The sequence below is a fragment of the Pontibacter sp. LHS2 genome (assembly GCF_058932845.1).
Map to the genome: position 1 here is coordinate 923,554 of NZ_JBZYWG010000001.1, position 13,778 is coordinate 937,331.

The 13,778-nt window shown below is 48.8% G+C and carries 12 protein-coding genes; all 12 read left to right on the forward strand.

What is annotated here, in order from left to right; translation table 11 throughout:
* The first annotated feature begins 108 nt into the window (after positions 1-108).
* The 12 genes from AC5FX6_RS04030 to AC5FX6_RS04085 all read left to right on the forward strand — a co-directional run bounded on the left by AC5FX6_RS04030 (position 109) and on the right by AC5FX6_RS04085 (position 13,771).
* Positions 109-2,517 carry a heavy metal translocating P-type ATPase gene (locus tag AC5FX6_RS04030; RefSeq protein WP_493595740.1) on the forward strand — a complete coding sequence of 803 codons (2,409 nt, stop codon included), beginning with the start codon at positions 109-111 and terminating at the stop codon, positions 2,515-2,517.
* Between the two features lie 113 nt (positions 2,518-2,630).
* The gene (gene ccoS, locus AC5FX6_RS04035; protein ID WP_493595741.1) at positions 2,631-2,816 is read left to right on the forward strand and encodes a cbb3-type cytochrome oxidase assembly protein CcoS; all 186 of its coding nucleotides are present in this window, start codon (positions 2,631-2,633) and stop codon (positions 2,814-2,816) included.
* Between the two features lie 144 nt (positions 2,817-2,960).
* The gene (gene ccoN / locus AC5FX6_RS04040) at positions 2,961-5,147 is read left to right on the forward strand and encodes a cytochrome-c oxidase, cbb3-type subunit I (RefSeq protein ID WP_493595742.1); all 2,187 of its coding nucleotides are present in this window, start codon (positions 2,961-2,963) and stop codon (positions 5,145-5,147) included.
* 90 nt (positions 5,148-5,237) lie between these two features.
* Positions 5,238-5,432 (forward strand): hypothetical protein, encoded by a 195-nt coding sequence (locus AC5FX6_RS04045; protein ID WP_493595743.1) that lies wholly within the window; start codon positions 5,238-5,240, stop codon positions 5,430-5,432.
* A gap of 8 nt (positions 5,433-5,440) precedes the next feature.
* Complete coding sequence (locus AC5FX6_RS04050) at positions 5,441-6,625, forward strand: c-type cytochrome (RefSeq protein WP_493595744.1); 1,185 nt, start codon at positions 5,441-5,443, stop codon at positions 6,623-6,625.
* Between the two features lie 220 nt (positions 6,626-6,845).
* Positions 6,846-8,252 carry a cytochrome c oxidase accessory protein CcoG gene (gene ccoG / locus AC5FX6_RS04055; RefSeq protein ID WP_493595745.1) on the forward strand — a complete coding sequence of 469 codons (1,407 nt, stop codon included), beginning with the start codon at positions 6,846-6,848 and terminating at the stop codon, positions 8,250-8,252.
* 40 nt (positions 8,253-8,292) lie between these two features.
* The gene (locus tag AC5FX6_RS04060) at positions 8,293-8,760 is read left to right on the forward strand and encodes a FixH family protein (RefSeq protein ID WP_493595746.1); all 468 of its coding nucleotides are present in this window, start codon (positions 8,293-8,295) and stop codon (positions 8,758-8,760) included.
* 4 nt (positions 8,761-8,764) lie between these two features.
* A complete protein-coding gene (locus tag AC5FX6_RS04065) occupies positions 8,765-9,481 on the forward strand; it encodes a sulfite exporter TauE/SafE family protein (RefSeq protein ID WP_493595747.1) in 717 nt (238 codons plus the stop codon).
* 38 nt (positions 9,482-9,519) lie between these two features.
* Complete coding sequence (locus AC5FX6_RS04070) at positions 9,520-10,494, forward strand: universal stress protein (RefSeq protein WP_493596638.1); 975 nt, start codon at positions 9,520-9,522, stop codon at positions 10,492-10,494.
* A 10-nt stretch (positions 10,495-10,504) separates the two neighbouring features.
* Positions 10,505-10,879 carry a Crp/Fnr family transcriptional regulator gene (locus AC5FX6_RS04075; RefSeq protein ID WP_493595748.1) on the forward strand — a complete coding sequence of 125 codons (375 nt, stop codon included), beginning with the start codon at positions 10,505-10,507 and terminating at the stop codon, positions 10,877-10,879.
* 114 nt (positions 10,880-10,993) lie between these two features.
* Complete coding sequence (locus AC5FX6_RS04080; RefSeq protein WP_493595749.1) at positions 10,994-12,328, forward strand: DUF2254 domain-containing protein; 1,335 nt, start codon at positions 10,994-10,996, stop codon at positions 12,326-12,328.
* Positions 12,329-12,382: 54 nt separating this feature from the next.
* A complete protein-coding gene (locus AC5FX6_RS04085; RefSeq protein ID WP_493595750.1) occupies positions 12,383-13,771 on the forward strand; it encodes a TIGR00341 family protein in 1,389 nt (462 codons plus the stop codon).
* Positions 13,772-13,778 lie beyond the last annotated feature (7 nt).

The window sequence follows — 13,778 nt, forward strand, 5'->3', positions numbered from 1 at the left end:
GAGCGTGGTATGCACTGAGCATTATCAGTTCAGAAAGTGATATGCGTCATCTTTTAGGCTTTGCCTCCCAATTACCTTTGTACCAGACATAAATAAAGGAAAATTGTGATGGAAGCCGCACTCCAAACCAATATTCAGAACTGCTATCACTGCGGGGATTCCTGTGGTGACGAGCCCATTGTAGCGCACGAAAAAGCTTTCTGCTGCGATGGGTGCAAAGCCGTTTATGAACTTCTCGAAGAGAACAATCTCTGTACTTACTATAATCTGGAGGAAAACCCGGGCCTGACAGGCAGAAAGTCTATTTCAGAAGCTCGTTTTGCCTATCTGGATGATCCGGGTGTAGAAGCTCAACTGATCAACTTCCGAAGTGACAAGATCTGCAAGCTCACCTTCTACATTCCTCAGATGCACTGTAGCTCTTGCATCTGGCTGCTTGAGAACCTGTTTAAGCTAAACCCAGGTATAGCCGAGACGACGGTTAACTTTATGCGAAAAGAAGTCGCCCTGACTTACTTCCACGAGAAGACTTCTTTGCGTGAAGTAGTAGAGTTGCTGACCCGTATTGGGTATGAGCCTGCTATTACTTTGGCTGACACGAACGGTAAAAAGACCACCAGAAAGAGCCGTGCCATCATCTATAAACTAGGTATAGCCGGTTTTGCTTTCGGCAACGTGATGTTGCTGGCCTTCCCGGATTACCTGGACTTCACACAGGGGCTGCAAAACAATTTAGGTTCCTTCTTTGGCTACCTGAGCATCCTGCTGTCCATACCTGTGTTCTTCTACAGTGCACGTGGCTTTTTCACGTCAGCCTGGGAGGGCATTAAGCAGCGCATGGTCAATATCGATCTGCCAATCTCTACCGGTCTGTTGGCGCTCTTCTTCGTTTCCCTGTTCGACATCCTCACCAGCCGAGGACCAGGCTACCTGGACTCCTTCACTGGTCTGGTGTTTTTCATGCTGATCGGTAAGTATTTCCAGCAGCGCACTTATGACACCCTTTCATTTGACCGCGACTATACCTCTTATTTCCCGGTATCTATCACGGTGCTTAAAGAGAACGGCGAGGAAAGCTCTACAGCTGTACGAAACCTTCAGGTGGGAGATCGTATCCGTATTCGCAACCAGGAACTTATACCTGCCGATGCCATCCTGCTGCACGGTCGTGCCATGATCGACTATAGTTTCGTGTCTGGTGAATCTGAACCGGTAGAAAAGGTGGTAGGCGAGGTGATCTATGCAGGTGGACGGCAGGTAGGGGAGAGCATCGAACTGGAGGTGGTGAAAGAGGTGTCACAAGGTTACCTGACGCAACTCTGGAACGATACCGTCTTCTCTAAAAACGAAGAGCAGTACCTGCATACCTACTCCAATATCGCAGGCAAGTACTTCATCATCGTGACATTAATGGTAGCTGCCGGTGCACTCGTTTACTGGGTGCCACGTGACATGGATATCGCGATGAAAGCCTTCACTTCTGTGCTGATCATCGCCTGTCCGTGTGCTTTGTCGCTGGCTACGCCCTTCGTGCACGGCCATACCATGCGTGTGTTTGGTCGCAACAAGTTCTACCTCAAGAACACGGGCGTAGTAGAGCGACTGGCTAAGATCGACACTGTAGTGTTCGACAAAACAGGTACGCTGACGGAGCCAAGTGAGGCAGAGGTAACTTACACAGGTAAAACAGTTTCCGATCCACAGCAGCAAGCGATACTTTCAGTGTTGCGTCACTCGACGCACCCGCTCAGTCAACGCATCAGCGAGTCTATTCAAGGCACCACAGCTCCGGTAACAGATTTCCAGGAATATACAGGTAAAGGACTGGTCGGTGAAGTGAACGGCATGCTGGTGCGCGTAGGTTCTGCTGCTTACATAGGTGTGCCTGCGGACAAGCAAAAAGACACGCTCAAGACAACAGTTTATGTGTCTGTTGATGGCGTGGTGCTGGGCTACTATACCTTCTTTAATGTGTACCGCGATGGCTTGAGCAGTGTGCTGGGTGAACTGAAAGACAAGAAAATCGCTGTGCTATCAGGCGACAACGACCATGAGGAAGCAAGACTGCGGGAGCTACTCGGCAACGAAGCTGAACTGAACTTCAACCAGTCCCCGGTTCAGAAGCTGGAGTACATTCAAAAACTAAAAGAGCAAGATCATCGGCAGGTACTGATGGTAGGGGACGGCCTGAACGATGCCGGTGCCCTGAAGCAAAGTGATGCAGGTATAGCCCTGAGCAACAGCGTCACCAACTTCTCACCTTCCTGCGATGCTATCCTGGATGCGGAGTCATTTGATAAACTGAGCCTGTTTCTAAAATTCTCTAAAAAGACCATGTCGCTGATCCTCCTGACCTTCGCTGTGTCGCTGGTTTACAACGTGGTAGGTCTCACTATGGCCGTCATGGGACTCTTTACCCCAATCGTGTCTGCTATCCTGATGCCGATCAGTACGCTCAGCGTAATGACTTTTGCCACACTCTCCGTTAAGTACGCCGCTAAAAAAGCGGGACTTTGATAATGACTGCTTGAGTGAATGAGCGAAATAGTGAATCAAAATTAATGGTTCGCTTTTAAGCATCCTCTACTCAAACAATCACTCCTACACTCAATCACTAAACCCAAAATCCCATGTATATCATATTTGTTCTTATCGCTGTCAGTGTGCTGGTAGCCGCTGGTTTCCTGGCTGCCTTCCTATGGGCTGTTCGCTCCGGACAGTACGACGACGACTATACCCCAGCTGTGCGCATGCTTTTCGAAAACGAGTTCAACGGAGCTCCTAAAACCGATAATCCAGGTCAAAAGCAGCCATAAGTCAATCTGATTACTGATGACAATCACCTGGAAGAATGACTTTGGTCATCTTTTCAGAGAGGCCGAATTCTCAATTTTGCACATGATTAATACACAGTCAAACAATAATACTCAACAAACCTTAACCAATGGAGGACACCGCACATGTCAACTAATGTAGCAACTGTCTTAGAACCGAACCCGAAACGGGTAGGGCAGGATTCAGGGGTCTCGGAATCCTTTTTCTACGACAACAAGATCGTTCGCGACTTTGGTATCGCCACCGTATTCTGGGGTGTAGCCGGTATGATCATCGGCACCCTAATCGCGTTCCAGCTCGCAAACCCCGATATGAACCTGGGTAACCAGTACACGACCTTCGGCCGTATCAGACCGTTGCACACCAATGCGGTGATCTTCGCTTTTGTGGGCAACGCCATCTTTATGGGTGTGTATTATTCATTGCAGCGCCTTTGCAAGTCGCGCATGTACAGCGACAAACTCAGTAAGCTAAATTTCTGGGGCTGGCAGCTGATTATTGTAGCTGCGCTTATCACATTACCGCTGGGCATCACGACGTCCAAAGAATATGCAGAGCTGGAGTGGCCAATTGATATCGCCATTACATTGGTATGGGTGGTGTTCGGATGGAACATGTTCGGTACCATTGCCAAGCGTCGTGAGAAGCACATGTACGTAGCCATCTGGTTCTACATTGCCACTTTCCTGACCGTTGCGGTACTGCACATTGTAAACTCTTACGAATTGCCGGTTACCTTCTGGAAAAGCTACTCTGGCTACGCCGGGGTGCAGGATGCGCTGGTGCAGTGGTGGTATGGCCACAACGCGGTGGCGTTCTTCCTGACAACGCCGTTCCTGGGCCTGATGTACTATTTCCTGCCTAAGGCTGCAAATCGTCCGGTATACTCTTACAGACTTTCCATTATTCACTTCTGGTCGCTGATCTTCATTTACATCTGGGCTGGTCCGCACCACTTGCTGTATACCTCATTGCCTGACTGGGCACAGTCATTGGGCGTTGTATTCTCTATCATGCTGATCGCTCCAAGCTGGGGTGGTATGATCAACGGTCTTCTGACACTCCGCGGAGCCTGGGACAAGGTACGTGAAGAACCAGTTTTGAAATTCATGGTAGTAGCGATCACCGCTTACGGTATGGCTACTTTCGAAGGCCCGATGCTGTCGCTGAAGAACGTAAACGCTATTGCGCACTTTACGGACTGGATCGTAGCACACGTGCACGTTGGCGCCCTGGGCTGGAACGGCTTCCTGACATTCGCGATGCTATACTGGTTGTTCCCACGCCTATATAAGACACAACTACACTCTAAGAAGCTGGCTAATGCGCACTTCTGGTTAGGTACACTAGGTATCCTGTTCTACGCCATCCCAATGTACTGGGCAGGTTTCACCCAAGGTTTGATGTGGAAAGAGTTCACAGCAGAAGGTACTTTGCAGTATTCTAACTTCCTGGAAACAGTGCAACAGATCGTTCCGATGTACTACCTGCGCGGTATCGGTGGCGTGCTATACCTGAGCGGTGTGTTCCTGATGATCTACAACCTGTACAAGACAGCGAAATCTGGTGCATTAGAGGCTAACGAAGCGGCTATCGCTCCTCCGATAGTGAAAGAAGTGAGCCACAATGCCGGTCACTGGCACAGCTGGATTGAGAAGCGCCCAATGCAAATGGCGGTTTGGGCAACGGTAGCGATCCTGATCGGTGGTCTGGTAGAGTTTATACCTGCTTTCGTGATCAAGTCAAACGTGCCAACCATCGCCAGCGTGAAGCCTTATACCTCCCTGGAATTGCAAGGTCGTGACCTGTACATCAAAGAGGGCTGTGTGAACTGCCATACGCAAATGGTTCGTCCATTCAGATCAGAGACAGAGCGCTACGGTGAATACTCCAAAGCAGGTGAGTTCGTGTATGACCACAACTTCCTGTGGGGCTCTAAGCGTACCGGTCCGGATCTTCACAGAGTAGGTGGCAAATACCCGCACAGCTGGCACTACCACCACATGCTCGACCCGACTTCCATGTCTCCGGGCTCTATTATGCCGGCTTACCCATGGCTGTTCGAGCAGGACATAGACCTGACCACAACAGAAGCCAAGCTGAAAGTGCTCAAGCAACTGGGTGTACCTTACGAGGACGAATACATCGCCAATGCGAACCAGGAGCTCATGACCCAGGCACGTGCCATCACAGCCGACCTGGCCAAAGAAGGATTGGAAGTGCGTCCTGAAAGTGAGATCGTGGCCATGATTGCGTACCTGCAGCGTCTGGGTACCGACATTAAGGTGAAAGCTGAAGAAGTAGAAGAATAGCAAACCTGACATCAGTCTACATGACAAAGGACAGAAGGTCAACTCGGAAGTCCTTTGTCACTAGGTCTGAACGTCAAAAACTCAAAGACAATGTATAAGAACGTGTTACAAGCCATAGATGGCATTGAAATATACCCGCTCATTTCATTTACAATCTTCTTTTTGTTCTTCCTGGGTCTGCTGGTATATGTGGCCCTGATGGATAAGAAGTATGTGAGCAACATGAGCAGCTTCGCCTGCGCAGATGAGGATCAAGACCAAACAATAGGAGGGAACAGACAATGAAATCTCCCATGAATAAACTGAGACAACTGGTCCTGGCGGCCGGCTTTGTCCTGATGACGGGTGCTTCGGCATTTGCACAGGATGCAGTGCAGGGCAAGAAAATATTTGAAGGCAACTGCGCTGCCTGCCACAGCATAGATGCGGATGTAGTAGGCCCAGCCCTGAAGGATGTGCACGAGCGCCGCGGAGATGAATGGCTGCACAAGTTCATCAGCAATTCGCAGGAATTGATTCAATCAGGTGATGCCGATGCGGTAGCCGTGTACGAGAAGTTTAAAAAGATGCCGATGCCGGCATTTGGTAGCTCTCTCTCTGATGAAGACATCAATCATGTGATCGCCTACATCAAAGAGGCCAGCGACGCTGCACCTGCCCAGGCTGAAGAGAAGACAGCAACAACAACAGTTAAAGCTGACACACCGGCTGCCGTACAGGATGTAGCCTTCATGGACCTCCCACCGATCGTGCACTTTATCTACGGTTTGGTTGGTCTGATCATCCTTCTGATCATTGTGGTGCTGTTCATGCTCTTCCGCCTGATCGTACCGATGATGGGCGACTCACTGAAAGACGAGGAGTTCCAGGCGTCATTCTCAGGTCGTGTATACGCCCTTATGAGTGGTGATGCCACGGTGATGACAGGCAAGGCCAAAGACGAAATCCACTCCAACCATGATTTCGACGGTATACAGGAGTACGACAACGACCTGCCACCATGGTGGAAATACATGTTCTATGTGACGATCGTGTTCGCAGTAGGCTATATGCTGCACTACCACGTGTTCCGCACAGGTGCCTTGCAGGCCGAGGAGTACGAAATGGAAATGCAGCAGGCATCCCTGATCGCAGCTCAGAATGTAGAAGACCCGAATGCCGTTACCAATTTCGAAGTGCTGACAGACGCCGGTGCGCTTGAGTCTGGCAAGGCGATCTACCTACAGAACTGCGCGGCTTGTCACGGCCAGGCGGGTGAGGGTACAGTAGGTCCTAACCTGACCGACGAGTACTGGCTGCACGGTGGGGATGTGAATGACATCTTCCGTACGGTGAAGTTCGGTGTGCCTAGCAAAGGTATGGTGCCTTGGCAAGGTAAACTGACCAAAGACCAGATGCTGGAAGTAAGTAGCTACATCCTGTCACTGCAGGGCAGCAACCCGCCAAACGCCAAAGAGGCACAGGGCGAGAAAGAATAAGTTAACAACCAACCTTCATGAAGGCAGGCATTCGAAAGAGTGTCTGCCTTTCGAGTTTTGGCTATTACTGATGACAATCACCTCGAAGAATGACTTTGGTCATCTTTTAGCAGGACGCGAATTCGGACTTTTGTATCAGCAGAGCGTGGTACTAAGCGACCTCTGGCTACAATTACTTTTTTAATCAGGCAGGATTAATATCCGCACAAATTAAACTGCCATGGCAACTAAATTACAAACAGCTCCGGACGAGTTCCGTGACCATATCTCGACAGTAGACGAGCATGGTAAAAGGGTATGGGTATACCCCAAAAAACCCAAGGGTAAACTCTACGACTACAGAAAGTGGGTAAGCTATGGCTTGCTGGCCTTCCTGTTTGCCGGGCCTTTCATTAAGATCAACGGGCTACCGCTATTGATGCTGAACATCATCGAGCGCAAATTCGTGATCTTTGGCATTCTCTTCTGGCCTCAGGATTTCTTCATCCTGGTGGTGGCCTTTCTGGCCATGGTGGTGTTCATCATTCTTTTCACGGTAGTGTATGGCAGGTTATTTTGTGGCTGGGTGTGTCCGCAGACCATCTTCCTCGAAATGGTCTTCCGTCGCATTGAGTACTTGATTGAAGGAGACTATACCAAGCAGCGAGCACTAAACAAAATGCCCTGGAATACGGAGAAAATCCTCAAGAAAAGCGCCAAGACGGCCATCTTCCTTTTGATTTCCTTTGTCATTGCCAATACTTTTCTGGCTTATATCATCGGGATAGACGCCCTGAAACAGATCATCACAGACAATCCGGCTAATCACCTGGGTGGCTTTGGCTCTATAATCGCCTTTACAGGAGTGTTCTACTGGGTATTTGCCTATTTCAGAGAGCAGGTATGTACCATCGTATGTCCCTATGGCCGTCTGCAGGGCGTAATGCTCGACACAAAGAGTCTGACAGTAGCTTATGACTACGGTCGTGGCGAGCCGCGCGGCAAACTACGCAAAGGCCAGGAACGCACAGAGGGTGACTGCATCGACTGTAAACAATGCGTGCAGGTATGTCCCACAGGTATAGACATCCGAAACGGCGCACAGCAGCTGGAGTGCATTAACTGTACAGCTTGCATCGATGTCTGCAACGACATCATGCGCATGATCGACAAACCTGAGGGCCTGATCCGCTATGATTCTGAGGAGGCTATCGCAGAAGGACGTCAGTGGAAGCTGTTTACGCCACGTGTCATGGGCTATAGTGCCGTGTTGCTGCTCCTATTAGTTGCTTTGACAACGTTGCTATTAACCCGCGATGATGCTCAAGCAACCGTCCTGCGAACACCTGGCCAGCTATACCAGAAAACAGAGCAAGGCACGGTAAAGAACCTGTACAACATCTCGGTGATCAATAAAACGAATATCGATATGCCCCTGACCCTGAAATTGCTAAACAAAGACGGTACAGTTCAGATGGTAGGCAGTGAACTGGTGCTGCCGGCACAGGGCAAAGCAGACGGGGTGTTCTTTGCGGAGATCCCACAGAGCCAACTGACAGGTAGGAACGCCAAGATCGAGATCGGCGTGTATCACAAAGGTAAGTTAATCACCACGCAGGATACCAAGTTTCTGGCCCCTGCTAAATAAAGACAGCTTAACTAAAAGCCATTATTCAAGAGCAATCATCATGAAAACTGATAAAAATAAAAAATTCACTTTCTGGCCTTATGCCATCGTTATCGGGCTGGTTTCCTTTATGGGCTATATCGTCTACTTCGTGGTACTGGCCATGAAGCAGGATGTAGACCTGGTCAGCAAAGATTATTATGCGCAGGAGATCGCCTACCAGGATCAGATTGACCGCGTGCGCCGCACACAGGCGCTGGGCGATGTAATGCTAACTTATAAGGAGGAGGGCCAGACCATTCTATTGCAGGTACCCGCCACTTACAGCGACAAAAAGTTAACTGGTATGGTGACCCTTTTCCGCCCATCAGACGATAAGCTGGACCAGCAAATGCCGCTGCAATTGGGTCGCGACTTAAGCCAACTCATAGAAGTAGTAAATCTTGAAAAAGGTTTGTGGAAAGTTCGTGTGCACTTTAGTGACGGAGCAGAAGCATATTATTCAGAAAAAACAATTCAAATAAAGTAAGGCCATGATCTGGGCAGGTTTTCTATTTGGAATATTAGGCAGTTTCCATTGTGTCGGGATGTGCGGCCCTATAGCAATGGCGCTACCATTTGTCGGGAGCTCCGGCTGGCGTTACTACGCCGGTCGGCTCCTGTACAATGGTGGTCGCATCGTTACCTACGCTTCGTTGGGCGCGCTCGCAGGCGCCTTTGGCCAGTCACTTGAGATGGCAGGCTTACAACAAACAGTCTCTATCGTATCAGGCGTACTGATACTCTTATTGCTCGTGCTGCCAGCCGCTCTCAAAGGCAGGGCTTCCAACGTACTTGGAACAGACAAATTGATAGGCTGGGTACGCAAAAAGCTCGGCTATTACTTTCAGAAAAACTCACTGGGTTCGCTTTTTATGGTGGGCATGCTCAACGGACTGCTTCCCTGCGGTTTCGTTTACATTGCCCTGGCCGGCGCGATCAGCGCCCCAGGTATAGGAGGAGCCATGTTGTACATGACACTTTTCGGATTGGGCACTTTCCCACTCATGTACATCGTCTCGCTCTCAGGTAAGCTGATCAGCTTAAAGGTGCGGGGCATGTTCAACCGCGCAGTACCTTATGTGGGGATGACACTGGCAGTACTGTTTATCGTGCGCGGACTAGGTCTGGGCATTCCATACCTGAGCCCCAAAGTAGTACAGACTGCACAGCATACAACCGAAATGAGCTGCTGCTCAAAGCCAAAATAGCTTTATACAAGTTATGTTAAACGTCACTTTTCCAGGTGATGCAGCTCAAGCAGCCGGACCAAACGACCTATACCTTCACTATACAAAACATGATCACAATGACAACGCTATCGCAGACAAAACGCATTCTGGTACCCATGGAAATGAATGAGACAGGGGAGGATCTGCTCTATTACGCCGGGCAACTTGCTCATGCGCTGGGTGCTGAGCTATACCTGTTCCATGCCTGCAAAACCGCTGATATGACCTTCACGCAGCAGAGCAGTTGTATTCAAAAGTTACGCTCCTTTGCTGAACGTGTCTTTAGTCGCGAGTTCATGGCCGCTAAAGTTACTGTACCATTCGATTGCATTGTGCGCCCCGGTCAGATCCTCGACAGCATTGCGTCTGTGGTGCAGGATTACCAAGTCGACCTGGTGCTAGTGGACGCCGGTGCCCGGGCGAATAAAGGGCTGACAGGTGAATCTGCTGAAATGACATCCGCAATGATGGATCTTATTCCATGCCCTGTCATGGTACTCCCAACCTCCATCAGATACCGAAAGTTAAAGCACCTGGTGTTCGCAACCGACTTTACGGATCAGGACCAGCGCGTACTTTTCCGGATAGCGGACCTGGCCCAGCAGCTGCAGGCAAAGCTTACCCTGGTGCAGGTATACAGCGAAGATGAGCGTACACAGCTATGCACCTACAAAGCCGCCTTGCTGGAATTGGAAAAGCAGTTGAAGGGACGTAACGTAGAACTTAAGCTACTGGAAGAAGAAGATGTGCTGGAAGGGGTGAGTGAGTTCTCAGAACAAGCCTCGGCTGACATGCTGATTCTGGCCACGCAGGACAATTACCTGATGGAGCGTCTTTTTAGCAGCAATTACATGAAGACCATGGCCTTTCATACCCGTATACCCTTATTAACTTATCGCCAGAATAAGAAAAAGCCCTGTTCCGGTTGTTGTGTGAATTGTGCCAGCAAGCAGAAAGAAAAGGAGCTGCAGCTTAGTTTGAAAAATTTGTAAGTCAGCCAACATGTTGGTTCGTGATTTCATTGAAAGAGGCATCTTAGCGGGAGAGCTGGAAAGCTTTGCCACGGGTAGTTGCCTTTTTAGAAAGGGGGAGGAGACAGACTTCTTATACCTGTTGACGGAGGGAAGTGTGGCAGTAACCGATATCACAACCGATATGGATGAGCAAGTAGTGGCTCCTCCTGATTTTTTAATAGGCATCACAGACTTGCTTCATCCCGTTTATAGTTTTACAGCTTTCACACTGGAACCCTCTAAATTGATAAAAGTTAAAAAGGAGGATTTGACCTATGCTCTCCAGTATAATCCGATGCTGCGTTTATACCTGCTCAAAATGATGAGTTGGGAAGCAGATTTGATCAAAACACCTTTCGAATAATTCAACCTGCTTATGATCAGGAGCCGGTAGCTTGTCGCTATCGGCTCTTTTGTTTTTATAACTTATAACCAAAGCATGTAGTAAAATAAAACATTGTAACCCCGCCACCGCACTATGAAGAAAATCATAAACCGGCTGAAGCTTGTCATTCAGTTCATCTATACCAGCATAGGTTTTTACCCGACCATCATTTCACTGATCTTTTTTGGGATTGCAGTACTGATGATCTATTTTGAAACAAGGGGAATTAGTAAGTCGCTGAAAGATGAATTGCCATTTTTTATCATCACACACGGCGAAACAGCCACCATGATCCTCAGCTCGATCGCCACCGGAATCTTCTCTCTGATCGTGTTCAGTTTTACAATGGTGATGCTGGTCCTCAATCAGGCCAGCGCCAACTTCTCGCCCCGTGTTATACCAGGTCTGATCTCCTCTAAGTCAAATCAAAAAGTACTGGGATTATACCTGGGAACACTGATTTATACCTTGGTTGTCATGGTAAATATCCGCTCTGAAAGTTATGATGCCGACCTGCCTGGTCTGGCGGTATTCATGGCGATGTGCTTTACGATCCTTTGTCTGGCATTCTTTGTATACTTTATACATTCCATCTCAGCTGCCATTCAGATCGGCAATATCCTGGAGAGTATCTACAAGCTGACTCTGGATAAATTGCGAGAGGAAATCGCTAAAGACGAGGGCAAGGTGCTTCCCGCCATTTTCGAAACGGGACTTTGGCAAGAACTCAACAGCGACTTCAGTGGATACCTGCAAAAGGTCGATAAGAAATCTATGATAGAACTTTGTAGAAAGCATGATGTGGTGCTGGAATTCATGCAGCCACTAGGCGATTTTGTGATAAAAGGTTTGCCATTTGCAAAAGTAGCCGGCACTCTGAAAGATAAAGCGGCTTTTTGTAATGAGCTTTACGAGAATGTCAGTTATTACCAGGAAGAACTCGCCGACCTGAACTATCTCTATGGTTTCAAACAGATTACTGAAAGTGCTGTCAAAGCTTTGAGCCCCAGTGTGAATGACCCAGGCACTGCGATTAAAGCGATCGACTACTTAACCGACCTCTTTATCATCCGGATGCAACTGACTGACGAGAAAATCTTTCATGATAAAGATAATATACTCCGTCTACGCCTGGATGAGGTGACATTTGAGGACCTGTTGAGTCATTGTCTGGGGCCAATCCGGGTATATGGCAGAGAAGATCCTGTCATAGTGCTACGCATGCTGAACCTGCTCAAAAACGTCGCACTCGCCGCAAAAAGCAACCCAAAGCGACTAGCTCCGATCGCGATTGAAGCGCAACAGGTCTTATCAGATGCGGATGAAATAACGAAGAATACAGGTGATCGCGTAAAAATAAATCAGTTGGTAAAAGCCCTCAACGACACCTCTGTACTGCCACATACCCTCCCAACGCTGAGCTTATAATTGGGGACTTAAGCGAAAAAAAGCTATTTTTACAGGAATTGCTAATTCCTGTTTATGATTTTCGATTCGATTAAGAGGGCGCTGGACAGTGTGCTCAACATCATCCACGAGACCGATGAGCCGGGCACTATTCGCGAAATTTACGATAAAATTCCTGTCCGCGGCAATAACACCTGGATGCTGATCTGCTCTGCCATGCTGGCTTCTATTGGCCTTGACACTGGATCCGGCGCTGTAATTATCGGGGCCATGCTTATTTCCCCTCTCATGTCTCCGATTCTGGGAGTGGGTCTGTCGGTTGGCATCAATGACCGCGAAATGTTATGGGCCTCTGTTAAGAACCTATCACTCGCAGCGGCAGCCGGCCTGATCGTGAGCACGTTTTATTTCATGATCACTCCACTGGGAGAGCCTACCAACGAACTGCTTGCCCGTACTAAACCGACGCTACTGGATGTGATGGTGGCCTTCTTTGGAGGTGTGGCAGGTATAGTTTCCATTTCGAGGTCAGACAAATCGAACGCTATACCTGGCGTGGCCATCGCCACCGCCCTGATGCCGCCGCTGTGTACAGCGGGTTACGGACTGGCCCTGGGCCGTTTTGATTTCTTTTTCGGGGGCTTTTACCTGTTCTTTATCAACGCCGTCTTCATCAGCCTCGCGACTTTCCTGATCGTGAAGTACCTGAAGTTTGACATCAAGCACTACGTAGACAAGGCCACAGAGCGCCGTGTAGCCCGTATCATGGCCGTCATGCTATTTATAGTGGTATCGCCTAGCGCATACTTCCTTTATAACATTTACCAAAGTGTACAGACCAAAAAGAAGATCGAAAACCTTGTTGTGCGTGACTTCGCCAGCCGGAATAATGAGATCATCAAATGGGAGGTAACTGATACTGATTCGCTCAATACCATTAAAATCTACAGTGTGGGCAATCCGGTGCCGGATACACTGATCACACACTATAACACACTGCTGGCTAAGAACTCATTGCCCAAGCACCAGGTTAAACTCGTGCAGCTCGATGTGTCAGCTGAAGATGTGCGACGCATGGCCTCCGACATCACCAACAACCTGACCAAAGACTTTCTCAAAACGATTGAGATTCAGAATATGCAGAGCCAACGTGCCGATAGTGTGATGCGACTGGCTAATTCTTTCACGCCTGTCAGCGCAAGTCGGGAGCTCAAGCTGATCTTCCCGGAGATAGATAAAGTAGAGGTGGGGGAAATTGTGTCTGTAGCAGAAAACAAAGAAAAGCTCGACACAGTTATGTTGGTTATGATCGGATGGAAAAAACCGCAAAAGGCTGACATGGCGAAAAATAAAAGTGCTGTATTCGTAGACCCAGCCAAAGTGACGGAATACGAACGACGGATCGAGCAGTATATGGCCAATCGTTTCCGTCGCGATTCTGTGAGAGTTTCATCTACTTTATAAGCTAGCG

Coding starts and splice junctions, on each gene's coding strand:
- AC5FX6_RS04070 (WP_493596638.1), top strand. CDS start 9,520: ATGCAGCTCAAGCAGCCGGACCAAACGACCTATACCTTCACTATACAA.
- AC5FX6_RS04050 (WP_493595744.1), top strand. CDS start 5,441: ATGAATAAACTGAGACAACTGGTCCTGGCGGCCGGCTTTGTCCTGATG.
- AC5FX6_RS04045 (WP_493595743.1), top strand. CDS start 5,238: ATGTATAAGAACGTGTTACAAGCCATAGATGGCATTGAAATATACCCG.
- ccoS (WP_493595741.1), top strand. CDS start 2,631: ATGTATATCATATTTGTTCTTATCGCTGTCAGTGTGCTGGTAGCCGCT.
- AC5FX6_RS04080 (WP_493595749.1), top strand. CDS start 10,994: ATGAAGAAAATCATAAACCGGCTGAAGCTTGTCATTCAGTTCATCTAT.
- AC5FX6_RS04060 (WP_493595746.1), top strand. CDS start 8,293: ATGAAAACTGATAAAAATAAAAAATTCACTTTCTGGCCTTATGCCATC.
- AC5FX6_RS04085 (WP_493595750.1), top strand. CDS start 12,383: ATGATTTTCGATTCGATTAAGAGGGCGCTGGACAGTGTGCTCAACATC.
- AC5FX6_RS04030 (WP_493595740.1), top strand. CDS start 109: ATGGAAGCCGCACTCCAAACCAATATTCAGAACTGCTATCACTGCGGG.
- ccoN (WP_493595742.1), top strand. CDS start 2,961: ATGTCAACTAATGTAGCAACTGTCTTAGAACCGAACCCGAAACGGGTA.
- AC5FX6_RS04065 (WP_493595747.1), top strand. CDS start 8,765: ATGATCTGGGCAGGTTTTCTATTTGGAATATTAGGCAGTTTCCATTGT.
- AC5FX6_RS04075 (WP_493595748.1), top strand. CDS start 10,505: ATGTTGGTTCGTGATTTCATTGAAAGAGGCATCTTAGCGGGAGAGCTG.
- ccoG (WP_493595745.1), top strand. CDS start 6,846: ATGGCAACTAAATTACAAACAGCTCCGGACGAGTTCCGTGACCATATC.